The following is a 19,639-nucleotide window of genomic DNA, read 5'->3' on the forward strand; positions in this document are numbered from 1 at the left end:
CATGGACGACCTCCTCGGTCGCCACCGCCCTCAGCCAGGCCGCGACCGGATCCGCCCCGACGGCGATCCTCGACCTGTCCTCCCTGCCCGACACCACGGAGAGCACGAGGGTCGTCGTCGGGACGAACGCGGCGAGAGCGCGGGTGGTGCGGGTCACGGACGGTCCAGTTCTGCGGGCTCTGCGATGCGCCCGCCTGTGATTACTACCATTAGCGTGAAGAGCTCTGCACCCCCGCTTCCGGGTGGAGTGCCGCGCAGCGCGCCAGCGGGGCTCGGCCGTGCTCGTGCGCCCACCTCTTCGACGAGGCGGCGCTGAGCCGGATCGATCAGGCGACCGATCTCCTTCTCGGGGAGCACCTGCGGGGGAGCGGCCGTTCCTTCCCGCCCGCGGAGATCGACGTGACGGCGCTCCCGCCCAGGCCCGGCACGTCCTTCGGCCTCTGGAGCCCTGAGCCGCGCACATCGAGCCCGCACTCGCCCTGCGCGTCGGATGATGCGCCGCACACGCAGAGGAGGATGCGCCCGCGGGCACTCCCTTCTCCGTCACGACCGGTCGACCGGCCGCCGTGCGCTCAGCAGACGCGGGCCGGGTAGGCCACCGTCTGCGCGAGGGTCTCGGAGCCCGCCGTGGCGGTCACCGTCACCTGGCTGCCCGGCATGCTCGCCAGGCGGGTGGTGAACGCGGCCGATCCGCTCGCGCCCGCGGCCACCGCGGTGACCGTCTTCGAGCCGTAGGCCGAGGCCATCGCGACGTCGATCGGAGCGGTGCCGCCGTTCTTGGCGAGGACCCGGTCCGCACGCCGCCCCTGCTCCACGACCTCGACGGAGTGGACGTCGACGTCGACATCACCCCTCCCGCGCAGCCCGGCTCCCTCTCGCTCTCCGTCGCCGCCGACGCCGTCGACCTCGCCGAGTCGGGCTCCACCGCCCTCCAGCGCCGGTTCACGGGCGGGCTGCCCACGGTCACCGTCACCGACTCGCGCGTCGGCGCGCAGAACAACTGGTACGTCCTCGCCTCGGCGAGCGCCCTCACCGGCCCGAGCGCCTCGATCGGAGCCGACCACCTCGGCTGGACCCCGCGCCTGATCACCGGCACCGGCGCCGTCGCGGGCGATCCGGTCGCCTCCTCCCTCGAGGGCGGCGCGGGCCTGCGCGACGCGCTGCTGCTCGGAGCCGCCGGCGGGGCCGGCACCTGGAGCGCCGACGCCGAGCTGCGGCTGCTGGCCGAGCCGGACGTCGAGGCCGGCTCCTACCGCTCGACGATCACGCTGTCGCTGTTCGCCTAGGCGCGGACCAGCGCAACGGCCGGGGACCGCGCCCCGCGGTCACTCCTGAGCGACCGCGACCGCCACGACGAGCGCGGAGTGGACCGTCGGCTCCGAGACGGCGAAGTAGCGGCTCGAGCCCTCGATCCAGGCCTCGGTCGCACCCTCCCTGGTGCGGAAGCGGACGGGCTCGTCGCTCGAGGTCCCACGCCCGTCGGCCTTCGCGACCGCCTGCGAGCGCAGATCGGCGAGCACCTGCTCCGCCGTCGTCGCCCCGGAGGCCACGCGGTCGCGGACGGTGCGGGCGCGCACCGCGTCGATCCCGATGTCGCGTCCGGTCGCCAGCGCCGCGACCACCGCGCCGTCGCAGTGCGCGATGCTGATCCGCATCCGCTCCAGCGCCGGGTGCTCGCCGCGGAGCACCGGGCGGCCGTGCGGTCCGGAGCAGCGCTCGCAGTGCGCGTCCACGGCGACCTCGAGGGGATCGATCCCGAGCGTCTCAGCAGCCAGCTCGCGCACGAGGACCCGGCCGAGGAGGAAGCCGTCCCGGACCTCGCGCCGACTCGTCGCCTCGTAGCGCAGGCGCTCGGCGAGGGTGAGCAGGCGCAGCATCCGGTGGCGGGCGGAGTCGAGGACCTCGGGCCGCGCCCAGCGCAGCTGCACGTCGTCGGTGGCGAGGAGGGGGAGTCCGGTCATGCCCCGGACGCTACGCACGCCAGGCGACATCGGCGTGACGGGAGGGTGGCCGGAGGGAGACGGGCCGCTGTTGACTGGGAGGCGTGCAGACCTTCCTCCCCTACCCCGACTTCCACCGCAGCATCCGCGCCCTCGACGGCAAGCGGCTCGGCAAGCAGCGCGTCGAGACGCTGCAGGTCATGCGGGCGCTGACCGTTCCGGGGTACGGCTGGCAGAACCACCCCGTCACGCGGATGTGGCGGGGCTACCGACCGGCGCTGATGACCTACCAGCGCGAGACCTGCGCGGAGTGGACGGAGCGCGGCTTCGCCGACACGTGCCTCGTGAAGACCGAGGAGGCCCTCGCCGCTGCCCCGGAGGATCTCGCCGCCTACCTGACCGGCGACTACGCGCTCCCGCCGTGGTTCGGCGACGAGCGGCTGCACCTCTCGCACCGCTCGAAGCTCGTGGCCAAGGACGAGGACCACTACGGCCCGCTGTTCCCCGGCACGCCGTCGGGGCTCGACTACCTCTGGCCCGTCGGCGCCTGAGCTCAGGCCGCGGGCGGGCGGAGGAACGGGATCGCGATGCGCGGACGGAACACCTCGCGCTGGTTCGCCTTCACCAGTCCGCAGATGATCAGCACGAAGTGCACCAGCCAGAGCACGGCGAACAGCGTGATCGGGATGCCGATCGGGTAGAAGTCCTTCGCGAGCGGGGTGTCGGAGGCGGCGAAGAGCAGCACGACGTGCGCGCCGAGCGTCACGACCCCGATCAGGATCACCGTCAGGCCCCAGTTCGCCGCGTTCCGCGCGTTCTCGGCGGCGAGCCCGCCCTTCCTCCGGGCGGACGGGTACACGGAGGCCATGACGATGCCGCCCACGATCAGGCTGAGGAACGGGATCCCGATGAACGCGAGGAAGCCGAGAGCGTACGAGAGGGCGCCCGTGGGCGGTGCGGGGACGGCCTGCGGAGGCGCGACCGGAGCGGCCTCCGGGGTCGTCGCGTCGGCCGGTCGGGGGTCGGAGGAGGGGCTCGCCATGCCGACAGCCTAGGGAACGCCGTCCCCCGGGTGGCGGTCAGGGTCTTTTCAGGCCTCTGGCCGGGCCTTCGTCTTCGGGGGCTCTCGGGTTAGTCTGTCGAGGTTGACCTGCCGCACGGAGCGTGCAGGGCGTCGGCCGCGGTCGTCGCAGCATCCGGGGGGATTCGCGAAGGAGAAGGTTTGGCGTCCGACAGAAGGACCACCGGTGGTGTGGTCAAGGCGATCGTGGGCTTCCTGGGCATGAGCGTCGTGGCCGGAGTCCTCGTGACCGCCACCGTCACCCCGGCCGTGGCGCTCGCCGGAGTCGCCGCGAACCAGTCGATCGGCGTCTTCGACGGCCTGCCCGACTACCTCGAGGTCGACAAGCTCTCCGAGAAGAGCAACATCTACGCGACCGGCTCCGACGGCCCGCAGCTGCTCGCCTCCTTCTACGTCGAGAACCGCGTCGAGGTGCCGCTCGACCGCATCGCCCAGGCCGCCAAGGACGCCGCCGTCTCGGGTGAGGACCCCCGTTTCTACGACCACGGCGGAGTCGACCTCCCCGGCACCCTCCGCGCCGTCGCGCAGACCTACGTGCTCGGCAACGACGTGCAGGGCGGATCCTCGATCACCCAGCAGTACGTGAAGAACGTCCTCGTCGAGAAGGCCGTCCGCAACATCTCGGACGACGCCGAGCGCGCGGCCGCGATCGACGAGGCCACCCGGACCTCCCCCGAGCGCAAGCTCCGCGAGATGAAGCTCGCCATCGGGCTCGAGAAGCAGTACACGAAGGACCAGATCCTCCAGGGCTACCTCAACATCGCGTTCTTCGGAGGCACCACCTACGGCCTCGAGACCGCCGCGAACTACTACTACGCGACCTCGGCCGCGGATCTCTCGATCGCCCAGGCCGCGAGCCTCATCGCGATCGTCAACAACCCGGCCGTCCTGCGGATCGACCAGCCCGACAATCCGGACAACGGCGCCGCGAACGGCTACGTCCGCAACAAGGACCGCCGCGACTACATCATCGGCAAGATGCTCGAGGAGGGGAAGATCTCGCAGGAGGACCACGACGCCGCCGTCGCCGCTCCGATCGAGCCCCGCATCACCCAGCCCAGCACCGGCTGCTCGACCGCGGGCAACGCGGGCTTCTTCTGCGACTACGTCACCAACGTCCTGAAGAACAACGAGATCTTCGGCGCCGACGAGGACACCCGCTGGACCAACTTCCGCCGCGGCGGCCTCGACGTCTACACGACGCTCGACGTCGGCCTGCAGGACGCGGCCGTCGCCGCCGTCGACGCGCAGGTCCCGCAGACCTGGAACTTCGACGTCGGAGCCGTCTCGGTCAGCGTCGAGGTCGGCTCCGGGCGCGTGCTCGCGATGACGCAGAACAAGAAGTACTCGCAGGATCCGGACGTCCTCACGACGGACCCGTCCTACAGCGCCGTGAACTACAGCACCGATCGGGCCAACGGCGGATCCTCCGGGATCCAGCCGGGCTCGACCTACAAGCTCTTCACCCTGGTGGAGTGGCTGAAGGAGGGCCACAGCATCAACGAGTCGGTCGACGGGACGCGCAAGTCCACCTGGGGCACCTTCACGGACTCCTGCGTCTCCGGCGGCACCGACACGAGCAACGAGACGAGCGCGAAGAACGACGAGGGCGGCACCGGCGAGGTCGGCACCCCGGTGTCCTTCACGAAGACCTCCCTCAACACCGGCTTCGTCGGCATGGCCCGTGAGCTCGACCTGTGCGGCATCCGCGACACCGCGGTCGACATGGGCGTGAAGCAGGGCAGCGGCGAGGAGCTCGAGCACAACCCGTCGTCGGTGCTCGGCACGAACTACGTCTCGCCCCTCTCGATGGCCGGCGCCTTCGCCACCATCGCCTCCGGCGGCACGACCTGCGACCCCGTCGCGATCGACCGCATCACCGACTCCGCCGGAGCCGACCAGCCGGTGCCCCCGGCGAACTGCCGCCAGTCGATCGACCGCAACGTCGCCGCCACCGCGGCCGTCGCGCTGCAGGCGACCTTCACCGGCGGCGGGACGGCCGTGGCCTCCCGCACCGGCGACGGCGTTCCGCTGATCGGCAAGACCGGCACCACCGACGACGCGAAGGCCACCTGGATGACCGGAGCGAGCACCCGCGTCGCGACCGCCGTCGGCGTGTTCAACGTGAAGGGCGACGCGAACCTGCGCCTCGGCCGCTACTCCTTCGACTCCGGATCCGCCGCCACCGCGCGCCACCGCATCTGGCCGGTCGTCATGCGCGCCGCCGACGCGACGTACGGCGGGACGGACTTCCCGGAGGCCGACGGCTCGCTGCAGGTCGTCCCGAAGGTGGACATCCCGGATGTCGTCGGGCTCTCCTCCGCCGACGCCGAGGCCAAGCTCGAGGCGGCCGGCTTCGGCGTCGTGCAGGGCGGCACGGAGGCGAGCGACGCCGCGGTCGGGACGGTCACCCGCGCCGCCCCGTCGGGCTCGGCCCCGCGCGGCACCGCGATCACCGTGTTCACCAGCTCCGGCAACCAGAAGACCGTGCCGAACGTGACGGGCCAGGACCTGGAGGCCGCGAAGAACGCCTTCGGCGCCGCCGGCTTCACGAAGATCACGCTCGCCTGCGCCGAGGACCCGAAGGCGCCCGACGCCGGCCAGGTCACCGGGCAGGAGCCGGCCGGCGGCTCCCCCGTCGCTCCGGACGCCACGCTGAAGGTGACGATCACCGCGAAGAAGTGCCCCTGACCGGCGCCTGACGGCTCGCGAGAACGCGTCCGGCCCGCGAGGATCCTCGGATCCCGCGGGCCGGACGCGTTCCTGTCGGACGACGGCGTCGGAGCCGGGGCTACTGCCCGCGCCCCCGGATCGCGCCGACGATCGCGACGGTCGCGAAGTAGACGATGAGGGCCAGCACGCCGAACGAGGCGAGCGCCCCGCTGGCCTCGGCCCAGGGCCGTCGCTCGTCCGTCATGGTGCCGGGCATGACGATGTCGAGGGCGAACATGCCCACCGCCAGGGCGAAGCAGACGAGGCTCAGCACGAGCAGCGCCCGGACCGCCTTGCCCACGGGGTCGTAGTAGCGCGGGTTCGACATCGTGCCTCCGGTTCTCGTGCTCTCGTGTCTATCCCGCCCGGACCGCTGTGGCAAGCCGTGGGGACGCGAAGACCCCCGCCCCCCTCCGCGGGCGCCGCTCGCGACGACGGGCGGTGCCGTCGTCACGAGCGGTGTCTCGCGGAAGGAGGAGGGACGGGGGTCGGAGCGGGACCGGCTACGCGGCCAGCGGGAGGGCGGCGGCCGAGGTCACCAGCAGCTCGCCGGCGACGGAGTCGACGCGGACAGCGACTCCGTCGGAGACCTCGCCGCTGACGAACAGGTCGGCGATCCGGTCGTCGATGGAGCGCTGGACGAGGCGGCGCAGGGGCCGGGCGCCGTACTGCGGCTCGTAGCCGTTCTCGGCGAGCCAGTCGACGGCCGCCTCCGTCACCTCGAGCGTCACCTCGCGGGGAGCGAGGCGGGAGCGCGTGGTGTCGAGGACGATGCCGACGATCTCCCGCAGCTGCTCGCGGCCGAGGCGGCGGAACAGGACGATCTCGTCGATCCGGTTGAGGAACTCGGGGCGCATCGCCTCGCGGAGACGGCCCATGACGCGATCGCGCAGGTCCTTCTCCGAGGCGAAGCCCTCGGCCGACGCGTCGCTCTGAGCGACGAAGCCGAGCGCACCCGACCGCGAGGCCAGGAACTCCGAGCCGAGGTTCGAGGTCATGATGATCACCGTGTTGCGGAAGTCGACCGTCCGCCCCTGGCCGTCGGTCAGACGCCCGTCGTCGAGCACCTGCAGCAGCAGGTTGAACACGTCGGGGTGCGCCTTCTCGATCTCGTCGAACAGGACCACCGAGTACGGGTTCCGGCGCACGCGCTCGGTCAGCTGACCGGCCTCGTCGTAGCCGACGTACCCGGGAGGGGCGCCGACCAGCCGCGAGACCGTGTGACGCTCGCCGAACTCGCTCATGTCGAAGCGGATGACCGACTGCTCATCGGCGAAGAGGGAGCCCGCGAGGGTGCGCGCCAGCTCCGTCTTGCCGACACCGGTCGGGCCGAGGAAGAGGAACGAGCCGACCGGGCGCGAGGAGTCGCCGAGGCCGGTGCGGCTGCGGCGGACGGCCCGCGCGACCGCGGTGACCGCGTCGTCCTGGCCGATGACCCGCTGGTGCAGCTCGGTCTCGAGGTGCGCGAGGCGCTCGCGCTCCCCCTCTGTGAGCCGCGACACCGGGATGCCGGTGGCGCGGGCGATGACGGCCGCGATCTCGGTCTCGCCGACGACCGCCTCCGCGGGGGCGCTGCCGGTGGCCGCGTCGAGCTCCGCCTGCACAGCGCTGATCTCGTCGCGGACGCGGGACGCCTCCTCGTAGTGCTCGGCCGAGACGGCCGCGTTCTTGTCGGCCTCCAGGGTCGCCAGACGCTCGAGCAGAGCTCCGGTGTCGACGCCGGCTCCGAGGCGGAGGCGGAGGCGCGCGCCGGCCTGGTCGATCAGGTCGATCGCCTTGTCGGGCAGCACGCGGTCGGTGAGGTACCGGGCCGAGAGCTCGACGGAGGCGCGCAGGGCCTCGTCCGTGAAGCGCACGCGGTGGTGCTCCTCGTAGGCGGGGCGCAGGCCGTGCAGGATGGCGACCGCGTCCTCGATGCCGGGCTCGCCGACGCGGACCGGCTGGAAGCGCCGCTCCAGCGCCGGGTCCTTCTCGATGGTGCGGTACTCCTTGAGCGTGGTGGCGCCGACGAGGTGCAGGTCGCCTCGGGCCAGACGCGGCTTGAGGATGTTGCCCGCGTCCATGCCGCCCTCGCCGCCGCCGCCCGCACCGACGACGGTGTGGACCTCGTCGATGAAGACGATCAGCTCGCCGGAGTGCGCCGCGATCTCGTCCATGGTGCCGGTGAGGCGCTCCTCGAAGTCGCCGCGGTAGCGGCTGCCGGCCAGCATGCCGGGGAGGTCGAGCGAGATCACGCGCTTGCCGCGCAGCTGCTCGGGGACCTCCTCCGCCACGATCGCGCGGGCCAGGCCCTCGACGATGGCGGTCTTGCCGACGCCGGCCTCGCCGACGAGCACCGGGTTGTTCTTGGTGCGGCGGCTGAGGATCTCGACGGTCTGCTCGATCTCGTCGGCGCGCCCGATGACCGGGTCGAGCCGGCCCTCGCGGGCGAGAGCGGTGAGGTCGGTACCGAACTTGTCGAGCAGCGGAGTGTCGGAGGCGGGCTGTCCCGCCTCCTGCTGCTGCGGGGCCTCGGTCTCGCGCATGCCCTGGGTGAGGGCCTCGGCGGTGACGCCGGCGCGGGCGAGGACCTGCCCGGCGGGGGCGTCCTGGCCGAGCACGAGCGCGAAGAAGAGGTGCTCGGGCTCGATGTAGGTCGAACCGCTGGAGCGGGCGACCTGGTAGGCGTGGAACAGCGCGCGCTGCGCGCTGGGGGTGATGGTGGCCGCGTTCTGCGAGGCGTGGGCCTCGTCGGCCTGCGGGAGGCGCGCCTCTGCGGCGGTGGCGATGGCGGCGGGGTCGACGCCGATGCGGCGCACGGCCTGCGAGACGGTCTCGTCGTCGATGAGCACGCGGAGCACGTGCAGGGCGTCGAGCTCGGTCTGGCCGCGCTCGAGGGCGAAGCGTCCTGCGGACTGCAGGATGTCGCGGGTACGGGCGGTGAGGAATCGGCTGAGGTCGATCAACCGCGCCGCGCGGGCGCGCTCACCGTCGAGGTAGCGGGCGAGGAAGTCGTCGAACGAGCTCGCTCCGGCCTCGCTGTAGTTGTCGGGCACCTGTCCTCCTGAGGAAGTTGAGTCGGTTACGCTCAAGTTCAACGCAGGGATGCTGTTCCTATTCCCGCCCCTCCCCCGCGAGATGCCGCTTCGGTCCACGGCACACCGCGGCGGGCGTTCCGACCGGCGTCTCGCGGGGACGGGAAGAGGCACGGACTCCCCGGAGTCCGTGCCTCTCTGCGCCGACGCGCATTTCCTCCGGGGTGGGAGCTCTAGGGGACGAGGTAGCCCGCCGCGCGGAACAGCTCGTACCACTCCGGGCGCGTGAGCGGCAGATCGGAGCCGAGGGCCGCATCGCGCACGCGCTGCTCGTTGGTCGTGCCGAGCACGACCTGCATGCCCGCCGGGTGGCGGGTGATCCAGGCGGTGGCCACGGCGATCGCCGGGACCCCGTACGTCGCTGCGAGCCGGTCGATGACGGCGTTCAGCTCGGGGTAGGCCGGGTTGTCGAGGAAGACGCCGGTGAAGAACCCCGCCTGGAAGGGCGACCAGGCCTGCACGGTGATGTCGTTCAGGCGGCAGTAGTCGAGGATGCCGGCGTCGCGCATGACGGACTGGTCCTCGCCGACCATGTTGGAGGCGACACCCTGCGCGATCAGCGGCGCATGGGTGATCGAGAGCTGCAGCTGGTTCGCCACGATCGGCTGGTTCAGCGACTTCTTCAGCAGCTCGATCTGGTACGGCGTCTGGTTCGAGACGCCGAAGTGCTTCACCTTGCCGGACGCGTGCAGCTCGTCGAACGCGCGGGCCACCTCATCGGGCTCGACGAGCGCGTCGGGCCGGTGCAGGAGCAGCACGTCGACGTAGTCGGTGCGCAGCGCCTTCAGCGAGCCCTCGACCGAGGCGATCAGATGCTCGTACGAGAAGTCGAAGTAGGGGCCGTCCGGGACGATGCCCGCCTTGGTCTGCAGGACGACCTGCTCGCGCTCCGACGGGGTGAGCGCCATCGCCTCGGCGAAGCGCTCCTCGCAGCGGTGCAGCTCGCCGCCGTACACGTCGGCGTGGTCGAAGAAGTCGATGCCGGAGTCGCGGGCGGCGCCGACGAGGCCGCGGATGGCCTCGTCGCTCATCTCGGGGATGCGCATGAGGCCGAGGACGACGTTCGGGGAGTCGACACCGGAGGTGCCGAGGGGGACGTGCTTCACAGGGAGTGCTCCTTCGTTGGATGCCTCGTCCACCGTAGGTGCCCCGGCTGAGCGCCGTCCAACAGGGGGTGCTGGTGCGATTCATCCGGTGGAGTGGTGAATCGGCGGAGTGCGTTCACGATGCAGGACGAACGTGGTGCCACGACCCCGATTCCGCGGCAGGGAGGAAGTCCTTCGTCGTTCGTCCTGAGTTCTGAACGGCTTGTCCGCGCACCCCGACGGTGGAAGGCTGCCGCCATGACGATCGAGGTGCGCGCAGCCACCGTCTTCGACGAGCTGGCGACGATGGTCGGCCCGAAGCGGAATGCATTCGCATCGACCGGAGCGAGTTGCGGAAACCTGTGGGGGTGCGCGAGGGCGATGGCTTCGTTGATCGTTGTCTTCCCTGCACCATTGGCACCGAGCATCAAGGAGAAGCGCCCAGGGAGCTCACAAACAATCGGCGCGTTGGCGGAGGCACGATAGCCTTCGACCTCAACTCGTCTCAGATGCACAATGCCACCCCGACCAGACCTCGGGCGCGGCAAGGATTGGGCACCAAGAACTCCAGCATCAGATGTCCTCGCGGATGTAGGTCACGCCGAATGCCTTGACCTGGCGGAACTCCTGGCGCGTCGTTCCGAAGTCGAACCAGCCGCCCTCAGACTTCTGGAAGATGTCGAGTCCACGGCCGAGGTTGATCCGCCAACCCATGTCGGTACGGATCCATCGATCGTGACCGCCGGGGTCCTTGCCGACCTCGACCTTGATGCCCTGCTGCGCCGCACCGTTCACGATCTGGTTGAGCATCTGAAGCTGGCGCTGCTGGTAGTCCATGTCATCTTCGAGCAGGGTGAAGAGCTTGAACGTGACTTCGTCAGCGGGGTCCTTGGCCGCAGCGATCAGAGCCAGCAGCTCTACGAGGTTGCGACCTTGGTGAGGCTGGCGGATGTACGGATCGTGAAACTCGATCTCGGTCGCGCCCTGCAGGTACGGCAACAGCAGGTTCTCGTAGGAGATGCCTCGCTGGTTCTCCACGAAGTCACGCTGCCCTTGGAACAGCTCCGCCCGCACCGGCTCGGGTGCAATCGGACGGTCGGCTGCACCCGCAGGAGCTTCTGCTGCGGGATCGACACCGGGAGCAACTGTCCGGCCGCGATAGTAGTGCGACGGGTACTCGTCCTCTTCCAGGGTCGTGACGGCGGTCCAGCCCGCGGTGAGCGAGTTGTACCCGAACTTCACGTCGACCATCGTGTCGTCGATTCGCAGGATCTGATCCTTGACCCGCTTGCGGCCCTCGATCGCGAATCGCAGGACCTCCTCGATCTCTTCAGTCGTTGCCTGCTCGTGCGGGTAGAGCAACTTCATGAGACCGGAGAAGGTCTTGTGGATGCCGTCGCGATCACGAGTCGAGATGTCCGAGCCGAGGGTGAAGTACTGCTGGTACCTGTCGGAGTAGTCGAGGTTGCGCATCGACTTGAGCACCTCGGCGATGTAGTCGACCACGAACCCGTAACCGTTCGAGAACATCTCGCCGCGGATCGTTTCGATCTCCCACCCGGGGATGTAGAAGTGCAGACGATCGAGGAAGGCAGGGTCGTGGTAGCTCTCAGGCAGCTGGTCGAACAGGTCAGAATGCTTGAGCATGTATGGAACGGTATGGGAGGTGTTGCCGATGAACACCATCGAGGCTTCAGCGCCCTGGGGATCGTTACCGCGCGAGAAAGACTTGTTGGCGAGATAGTTCTTCATGACGTCGACCAGGTTCTTATCGACCCGCTTCTTTTTGCCTGCGAACTCGTCGAAGGCCACCACGTCCCAGTACCCGACAAGGCCGAGGCGACCATTGGCGTTGTTGACAAACAGCTTGGGCACGGTGACCTCGCCGCCGGAGATCAGCATGCCGTGTGGCGAGAACTCCGAGTAGATGTGCGACTTGCCAGTGCCCTTCGGACCGAGCTCCACGAGGTTGTAGTTCCGCTCGACGAACGGGATCAGACGGATGAGCTGCAGCAGCTTGGCGCGGCGTCCAAACATCTCGGGATTGAACCCGATCGACTGGATAAGCAAGTCGATCCACTCGTCCGTGCTGAACTTCGCGCGGGACTCGAGGTAGCCCTGGTAGTCGAAGTTCGACATCTGAATTGGCTTGAGTGATCCCAGAATCCACGGAGAAACGCGAACATCTTCAGATCGGAAGTACTCCATATCGCACAGACACCAGACACCACCGACGAGCAACTTCTCGTGTGACGTAACGGTCGCTGGGCCGACAAGAATCCCGTTGATCCCCAGGTTCGCAAACGAGGCTTCGTAGGTTCCTGTCTTCTCGTTGAAAGTGACACCAACCTTGTCGATGACCCTGTACCTGCCGCGCTGCTCAATCTTCGACTTGACGAGTTCCGACTCGTTGCGGTGCACGTAGTGCTGCGCGAGGATGCCCCGCACCTTGTCGATGCCCGCTTGGATCGTCGCCTCGTCGTCGGACGCCGCATATTGGCCGAGCAGGTATTCCAGCACATACGACGGCACGATCGCGTTGCCCTTAACAGCCTTGACGAGATCCTTGCGAACAACGGCGCCAGCGAAATGCTCGTTGATCTTCCGGTCGAGTTCACTCTCCGGGGCAGTCTCCTGCGTGGCCTCGCCATCGACAGCCTCCGCGAGAGGCGGGGCTGCGGTGAGGTCGATGTCGTCGCTCATCAGAAATCCCATCCGTCGTCGCTCGCGAAGGTGCGCTTTACCGTGTACGGCACACCCCGATACTTCTTCCACTGGTCGGTGCCTTCGATTGGTTCCGACAGCCGGAACTCAACGCTCTGGTTGTTCGCGCTGTCGGCGTCTTTGCTCAGCAGCAGTGTCACGCTTTGGAACCGGTCGCGTCCTTCAGTGCTGTCCGAGTCGAAGGTCATCTCTTGCTCGTTCGAGATCAGTTGGTCCCCGAAGTAGAGTCCAGCGCGTAGCCGCCGCGCGGGCCGGTTCGGCGCCACCTTGGTCGACTGGTACAGCTTCACCACGACCTGCCCGGTCGTGATCTTGTCGGACTCCGGATGGATCTCAACGTTGACGGACTCGACTGTGTCGCTGCGACCCTTGTTGATCGAGATGACGGGCACGACGATCTCCTGCAGTGACGCTCCCCCATGCACGAACTGGAACCCGGCACCCGGCTGCACGATGCGCTGAATCGAGTTCGGGATCTGCACCTCGAGGTCGCTCGAAAGCCCGATCTGCTCCGGCTGGAATGTCCGGAATGCTGGATCCTGCTTTAGACCCCGGCCGAGCACGTAGCGACGCTTCTCAGCCACGATCTTCTCGCCCTGCGGCTTCACGGTGAGGTTGAACTGTGGCGCCAGCGTCGACCTTTGGTAGAGGAAGCCGTGGTCTGCCGTCACGAAGATGTTCGTCGCGTTCGAGCTCGCGAGCTTCTTGATGATGTCGAGCAGCTCGCGGATCGCATCCGTTGCGGCGGCGAATGTGCGGTGCTCTGACACTGCCTTGTCGCCGGTGGCGTCGATCGTGTCGTGGTAGACGTACAGCACCTGGTGGGATGCGTACAGGTCTCGGCGATCGCCCGGCTTCATCTCGATGAAGGTCTTAGCTTGGATCGCCGCTCCACCAACTGCGCCGAGAATCTTCGTCCGGTTCGAAGTGCCATCCGACTTCTGTCCATCGACGAGCACGGGATCGCCGTTTGGCGAGTGGGCCAGCGTCTGGTTCGGCAGCAGAGATGCCATCCCCAGCTGGGTGTAGCTCGGAAGCACACCCAGCATCGCTTCGATCTTGGCTTCGAACTTGTTCTCGCCGCGAATGCTCGACGTGAGTTCTTCAGCAACCTCGTACCGCAAAGCATCCGAGATGACGACGACTGCCTTTTTGCGGCCCTTGAGGATCTTGGCCACGTAGTGCTCGTAGAACGATGATTGCGGAGGGACGTTCAGGGTGCGCCAGCGCTCGACCCCGTCGACCTGCGCCTGCCAGCTCACGCCGAGTTTCGCCAGGAAGTCTGTGACGTATGCGTTCTCCACGAGGTCACCCAACGCTTCGAGCGGCTGTTTGAACTCCGCGGTCAGGTATGCATGGGTGAACAGGCGGTAAAGCTGATCGATGCGGAACCACTCATCGCGATACCGCGTCAGCCCGTCGTCGAAGGATGCGATCTCAAGTTTCGCAGTACGGATCGCCGGGATCAGTTCTGCCGCGGCGCTTAGTCCGTCGTATAGCGTCGCGTAGTCGTCGGACCAGAAGCTCTCGCGGCGTCGAGCGCTGATCGTGTCGAGGACATCTCGCGTCGGCATGCTTTGCGACGCGACGCTCTCGACGAGGCGGTGGATGACTTCACGCTCGGATGCCTCAAAGACGTCTGCGTCTTGGAGCGTCTCCCAGGGCAGCTGCGTAGCGACGTCCTTATAGTTGAGGTCGTCTTCGATCTTCCGGGCAAGTACCTTCATCGCGGGTGCGCTCCGCTTTGAATCGCGGAAGCTGCGGAAGTCGATGGCGAGATTTCGCGCCTTGTTTGAGGAGGCGGTATCGAAGCCCTCGGCGGCGCGTTGGAACATCCAGAGCGCGAAGCCCGCGATGGTCGGCACGTCCGTTGCATAGCCGTAGATGTGCTCGGCGCCGCCCCAATGGAAGTCTGCGAGCTCGTGCTTCTGAAGGGCATCCACCCCGGCAGTACTGCCGTCTGCGTACTGGATGAGCAACGCGCGCGTGAGCTCAGAGAAGCTGTGCTCCTTCTGCCCTAGCAGGGCCGCGCACATCTTGGCACGCACGACAGTCGGGTCGTCTCCAGGCGAGAGCAGTGCTCGGAACCTAGACACCAACCTGTTGTCCCCGAAGAACCTGGAATGCTGCGCGACGAGTTCGGTGGCACCCGGTCCGGTCAGGCCGAGGGTCGCCCCCATGAGCGCGCTGCGGTCGGCGGTGAAAATCGGGCCGTTCGCGAGCTCAATGTCCAGCAGCCAGTTCCCCACACCCTCAGGCACCCTGCCGGTGCGATAGACCAGGAACTTCGACACCCTGTCCTCGCGCAGGATCCGATGTTTGAGGGCGAACTCATTGTCGGCAACGCGCAGCACCGTGACGCCGACGGGCACCTGACCGTCAAGCTCGTCGGCATAGCTGCCGTCAGTATCGTGCCACACGACGATGCGCGCACCCTCGAATCGGGCCGCGAGATGATCGGCAATGGTTGGCGTCTTGCTCATTTGTCTTCCTCATCGTCTCGGCCTGGACCGAGCGCTCGGCGCGCGACCCGTTCCTGGGCTGCGCGGTAGATCTGTGCAATGCGCTGCTGCAGTTCTTCCTTGGACGGGAGGGCCGTCCAGTACTCCGCCACGACGATGCCGTCTTTGTGCATCTCGAGCAACTCGATCTGCTCACGACTCGTCTCTGTGCACAGGATGAGTCCGAGCGGCGCCTCCTCATCGTTTCGACGCTCGTAGCGATCGAGCCACTTCAAGTACAGATCCATCTGCCCCTTGTACGCAGGACGGAACTTGCCGACCTTCAGCTCGACCGCAATCAAGCGATGCAGAGGTCGGGAGTAGAAGAGTAGGTCGAGGTAGAAGTCGTCGTTGTCGACAGCCATCCGCTTCTGCCTCGCCACGAAGGTCCAGCCGTTCCCGACTTCGAGGAGGAATGCCTCCATCTCGCGGATCAGTGCCTCTTCCAGGTCGCGCTCCGCGAAGGTGTCTTTGAGCCCGAGGAAGTCCAGGAAGTATGGGCCACTGAAGGCGTCCAACGGCACCGCGGATCCGCCGGGAGTCTGTGCGTTAGCGATCTCCCGGCGCTCGAAGCCCTGACGTCCAATTAACTCGCGGAGGGCGCGAACGCTGAGCCGCGCATCGAGTGCCTGCTTGATGTAGAAGGCTCGCGCCTCGTCGGAGTAGACCGGAATGAGCGCCTTGAAGTGAGTCCAACTCAATCGTTGCCCCAGCGAGGCCACAATCTCGACGTCGGGGAAAACCTGAGCAAACTTGATCATCCGGTAAAGGTTGGCGCGGTCGTAGCCGCGTCCATACAGTCCCGTCAATTGTTGCCCCAGCGAGGCCACAATCTCTTCGGCATACCCGGCACGCTGATCTCCGAGTACCTCCGCGTCAATGAGATGGCCGATCTGCCAGTTCATCATCGTGAGCGCAGCGTTCGCCTGTGACGCCACGGACGCGCGAGTCTGCTCGATCAGGGCCGCGACACGATCGAACAGGTCGCTCGCTCCGCCGTTCTCGATCCTTTCTAGGTCAGCCATCGCTCGCCTCCAGACCGGCGATCCTCTTCACCGCGGGGTAGAACTTCGGGTAGTTTGCCTTCACGCCATCATCAAGGTCGATCGCGATCTGCTGGGTTGCGAGCGGGTAGAGAACATCGTGCTCGTAGTCTCGCAGCTCCGCGAGCACCTTGCGGATCCGGTCGGCTTCTTTTTGGTCCTTCGCTGACCCGCCAACGACAGCGGACGATTCAGCCTGCTGGAGAGCGACTGTGAGCTTGGCCTCGTACTCGCGCAGGTACTCGTTGAGGACCGTTGAGACCGTCGACGGCGTGTAGCGGTGCAGGTAAATCAGCGCGTTGAATGATCCTTTCGGGCTGGAGAACAACCAGTAGATCGGCCGCTTCTTGTAGCGCTGCACGTGATCGTCGTAGAACTTCGACTTGCCCGACTTCGTGATGAAGTAGTCGCGCAGATTCTTCACGCCAAGCGACTCCTCCACGAAGCGCAGATTCGCCTCGAAGTGCTCAGCGCCGAACGCCGAACGCAGGAACTGGCGGAACCGATCGACGATGTCATCTTCGAACCACCCGTCGTCAACGAAAGGAATCACGTTGTCAGTGTCGGGTCGGAACGACGGCGACGGAACCCTCGCGAGGTAGTCCCGGAGCGTTGCACCCTGGTCGGCGAGGATCAGGCCCGGCTCGTCGAGGCTGTAGCGACCGAACATGTAGCCAATGGCGAGCGAGATCAGATCAACAACAAGCTCGTGCGCTGCCTCGCGCTCGGGATCATCGGCGGTCCCGAATGTGTACTGTGCATTGCCGAAAAGCATGATGTCCGAAACCGCGACCAATGCCGAACTATCATTTTCCTCACCCAACGCTTCACCAACTGCATCCTGGACTCCTTGCTCGATCCCGAGCAGAGCTTCGGTGCGTTCCCGTCCTAGCGAGCGACAGCGCTCAACCCATGACGACACTTTGCCTGGCTCCAAGGCAACCGGAGGCCCCATGAACTCCGGAGCAGTCTCCTGCGTCAGCCAGTCATTTCGAGCGATCTCGATCGCCTCAATAGCCTGACGCTCGATCTGCTCGGCGTCGATCTTGGGAAGTGGAAGGCGCGCAAAGTCACCAGCCTTGAAGTGATGGGTCGGGTTCAGGAGGTCGGCGAATTCCGACCCATATTTGGTGTTGACCAGGGCCAGCGCGGCAAACATGGTCTCCCGCCCAGAGCGAGGATAGGCGCACAGGCCGGTCGCGTCGAAGAGGTAGCCAGGCGGGTAGTACCTCAGAGCAAGCCCACGACTCGTGATGGACGACCACGAGACAGATTCCTTGAAGATGAACTCCAAGTTGAAGTTGTGCGCCCAGATGCGCGAGCCACTCGGATGCAGGGTGGTCTGAAGTTCGGTCCCATCGTTGTACCAGTCGACGACGAACTCGTCGTGACCGTACCAACGCCTGGGCCCACCTCCCTTGTTGTATGGGAACCAGCGCTTTCCGCTCGACTTTGCAGCCTCACGACTATCCGCCGACCGGTTCGTCACAGACGCCGACACCTCCCACCAAAATCGAAGATATCGAGCGTTGTTTCCCGTCGCCATTCCCTCTCTAGGGTTTAGCACGTCACCGAGGTAGGGGCCTGAGGCAAGAGCGGTAAGCCCGGCGTCTGACATCCAGTAGCAGATAGGAGCGCCAGGGATCGCGAGGAAGTCACTGAGCCTGCGCCGGAAGACCCTTCGGGAAGCCGTGATGGCGTCACGCAGGATCAGCTCCTTTTCTGACTCATTCGTGCCATCAACGAGACGGGCAAACCAACACTCACGGCCTGAGTCGTCGAGCCTCAAGATGAACGCTGCAGTAGAGGCTACTTCGCCACTCAGGCTGTCGAACGCACCAGCACCAAAGTGCAGAACTTGCTCAAGTTGATGAGCCGCCAAGAGCTTGCTGCGAAGTGAGGAGAAGGCGGGACGGAAGAGCCAATTCTGTTTGGCGATCATCGCGACAATGCCCCCGCGCACGGCGAGGGTCAACGCCCGCTGAATGAAAGTCGCGAAGAGATCAGCTTTGGCGTCGGCCATATGGTGCTGAATGAAGTCTTCCAGCACACCAGCCATGTTTGACGAGCCCATGTATGGGGGATTTGCCACCACAATGCAGTAGCGCTGGCTCAGATACTCGGCCTGCTCAACAACCCGGAGAGCCCGATCCACAGCGTCGCTAAGGAACAGGTCGCCGTGGTCATCGAGGGTCTCAAGGTGTCGCCTGAGCGGTGCGATCAGCGCGGCCTCGGGCTGGATGAGGGAGCCGAGGGTATCCGCCTCGGCGAATTGGTTCCAGAACTCTTCCACGGCGTGCTTATCGCCACCCTTGCCGATGAGAAACTCAACCTCATCCGGGCTAAACGCGATCGGCTCGATCACACAGATCTGCGGTTCTATAGCACGAGCAAGGAACCGGCGGTCCTTCGCCCGCGCCTTCATGGTGAGCGCGAACGCAGCAAGCGCACCAGCACGAGGGTCGATCTCAGTGCCGTAGACGTTGTGCGCAAGGATCAGGCTCGGGATATCGGAAGGCGCATATCCCTCCTCCTCATAGATCGCATAGAGGAGATCGAAGGCATAGGTGAGCATATGACCCGAGCCGCAGGCTGGATCAATCACGCTCAGCTCTTCCGGCCCGGAGAGCTTCAGGAAGTCCGTTTCTACGTCGACGGGTGCGATGTAGTAGTCCATGCGATCGACGAGTCGAGAGGCTGGCCTGTTGAGCATCCATAGCCTGCCGACGGAGTTCTCGACGAGGTAGCGGACGATCCAGTGCGGGGTGAAGAGCTGCGTCGCGGCAGGAATCTCGTCGGCCCCAGCCTTCTTGTTCTTCTTGAACCCGGCGAACACCTCGTCTTTCCGCTCCGAGATGTAGAATTGGTAGAGCCAGCCGATGACCTCGACGTCGTCACAGACCTCTTCGGTGAGCACGTTACGTGCGCGGGCCACGATGGCGCCATCGGCGAGCAAGCCCGCGGGGACGAGCAGTTCGGTGTAGTCGCCTTCGCGTTCGAACATGAACGGCATCGACTTGTGCCAGTAGCGGCAGTACTCGGTGAGTAGCAACGCGTACGCTTCGCCCTCCGCATCGGTGCTGCGGCGAGTGCCATCGAGCAGTCCGAGAATGGCACCTCGCGTGGCAGAGCTCGTGACGACATCGGCGTCGATGTCTCCGTGCTTCGCATCGGCGAGAATCTCGGGCTGGCCGTGTACTTGGGCTAGCACGGGCGAGACAATCCCAGCGCCCGTGTAGCCCTTCGCGTCCATGAACCGCAGTGCGATGAGTCGGTTGAACCAGGTGTACGCGACCTTGTCGATCACGTGCTCGTGGCCGTGTTCTGCGATCTCGGTTTCGAGTCGACGCACCGTCTCCGCTCGCTCAGTTCGGGCGACGGATCCGGGGGCGAGCACTGCCGACGCCTGCGCCGAGACCGCAGCGATCAGTTCGCGGCGAGCAGCTTTCGCAAAATTCTCCAGGGCTTTAGTGTCCATG

Annotated in this window: 13 protein-coding genes; 3 read left to right on the forward strand and 10 right to left on the reverse strand. The window is 66.5% G+C overall.

Annotation, left to right across the window (positions count from 1 at the left end):
- Positions 1-572 precede the first annotated feature (572 nt).
- Positions 573-815 (reverse strand): hypothetical protein, encoded by a 243-nt coding sequence (locus tag C5D04_RS07510; RefSeq protein WP_104347509.1) that lies wholly within the window; start codon positions 813-815, stop codon positions 573-575.
- 12 nt (positions 816-827) lie between these two features.
- On the opposite strand from C5D04_RS07510, the gene C5D04_RS07515 reads away from it, so the two are divergent.
- The gene (locus C5D04_RS07515) at positions 828-1,286 is read left to right on the forward strand and encodes a hypothetical protein (RefSeq protein ID WP_104347510.1); all 459 of its coding nucleotides are present in this window, start codon (positions 828-830) and stop codon (positions 1,284-1,286) included.
- 39 nt (positions 1,287-1,325) lie between these two features.
- On the opposite strand, the gene C5D04_RS07520 is transcribed toward C5D04_RS07515, so the two are convergent.
- The gene (locus tag C5D04_RS07520) at positions 1,326-1,961 is read right to left on the reverse strand and encodes a 4'-phosphopantetheinyl transferase superfamily protein (RefSeq protein ID WP_104347511.1); all 636 of its coding nucleotides are present in this window, start codon (positions 1,959-1,961) and stop codon (positions 1,326-1,328) included.
- An 83-nt stretch (positions 1,962-2,044) separates the two neighbouring features.
- Here C5D04_RS07520 and C5D04_RS07525 point away from each other — a divergent pair, with 83 nt between their 5' ends.
- The gene (locus C5D04_RS07525; RefSeq protein WP_104347512.1) at positions 2,045-2,491 is read left to right on the forward strand and encodes an MSMEG_6728 family protein; all 447 of its coding nucleotides are present in this window, start codon (positions 2,045-2,047) and stop codon (positions 2,489-2,491) included.
- Between the two features lie 2 nt (positions 2,492-2,493).
- Here the strand turns inward: C5D04_RS07525 and C5D04_RS07530 are convergent, their stop codons facing one another.
- Positions 2,494-2,982, reverse strand: a complete 489-nt coding sequence (locus C5D04_RS07530) for a DUF4870 domain-containing protein (RefSeq protein ID WP_104234617.1) — start codon at positions 2,980-2,982, stop codon at positions 2,494-2,496.
- A 180-nt stretch (positions 2,983-3,162) separates the two neighbouring features.
- Here C5D04_RS07530 and C5D04_RS07535 point away from each other — a divergent pair, with 180 nt between their 5' ends.
- On the forward strand, positions 3,163-5,712 hold the full coding sequence (locus tag C5D04_RS07535; protein ID WP_258068862.1) for a transglycosylase domain-containing protein: 2,550 nt from the start codon (positions 3,163-3,165) through the stop codon (positions 5,710-5,712).
- Between the two features lie 100 nt (positions 5,713-5,812).
- On the opposite strand, the gene C5D04_RS07540 is transcribed toward C5D04_RS07535, so the two are convergent.
- From C5D04_RS07540 to pglX, 7 genes are all read right to left on the reverse strand, one after another.
- Positions 5,813-6,061, reverse strand: a complete 249-nt coding sequence (locus C5D04_RS07540) for a hypothetical protein (protein ID WP_104224361.1) — start codon at positions 6,059-6,061, stop codon at positions 5,813-5,815.
- A gap of 175 nt (positions 6,062-6,236) precedes the next feature.
- Positions 6,237-8,768: an ATP-dependent Clp protease ATP-binding subunit gene (locus C5D04_RS07545; RefSeq protein ID WP_104347513.1), complete on the reverse strand. Its 2,532-nt coding sequence runs from the start codon at positions 8,766-8,768 to the stop codon at positions 6,237-6,239.
- Between the two features lie 212 nt (positions 8,769-8,980).
- Entirely contained in the window at positions 8,981-9,913 is a 933-nt protein-coding gene (locus C5D04_RS07550; RefSeq protein ID WP_258059515.1) for an aldo/keto reductase family oxidoreductase, read from the reverse strand.
- Positions 9,914-10,465: 552 nt separating this feature from the next.
- Positions 10,466-12,595 carry a BREX system Lon protease-like protein BrxL gene (brxL, locus tag C5D04_RS07555; RefSeq protein ID WP_104347514.1) on the reverse strand — a complete coding sequence of 710 codons (2,130 nt, stop codon included), beginning with the start codon at positions 12,593-12,595 and terminating at the stop codon, positions 10,466-10,468.
- A complete protein-coding gene (gene pglZ, locus C5D04_RS07560; protein WP_104347515.1) occupies positions 12,595-15,099 on the reverse strand; it encodes a BREX-1 system phosphatase PglZ type A in 2,505 nt (834 codons plus the stop codon). The genes brxL and pglZ overlap by 1 nt, the downstream gene beginning before the upstream one ends.
- A complete protein-coding gene (locus tag C5D04_RS07565; protein ID WP_104347516.1) occupies positions 15,096-16,142 on the reverse strand; it encodes a YhcG family protein in 1,047 nt (348 codons plus the stop codon). The genes pglZ and C5D04_RS07565 overlap by 4 nt, the downstream gene beginning before the upstream one ends.
- Entirely contained in the window at positions 16,135-19,638 is a 3,504-nt protein-coding gene (gene pglX, locus C5D04_RS07570) for a BREX-1 system adenine-specific DNA-methyltransferase PglX (protein ID WP_104347517.1), read from the reverse strand. The genes C5D04_RS07565 and pglX overlap by 8 nt, the downstream gene beginning before the upstream one ends.
- Position 19,639 lies beyond the last annotated feature (1 nt).

Origin of the sequence: Rathayibacter sp. AY1D2, assembly GCF_002932695.1 — a bacterium.
GTDB lineage: Bacteria > Actinomycetota > Actinomycetes > Actinomycetales > Microbacteriaceae > Rathayibacter.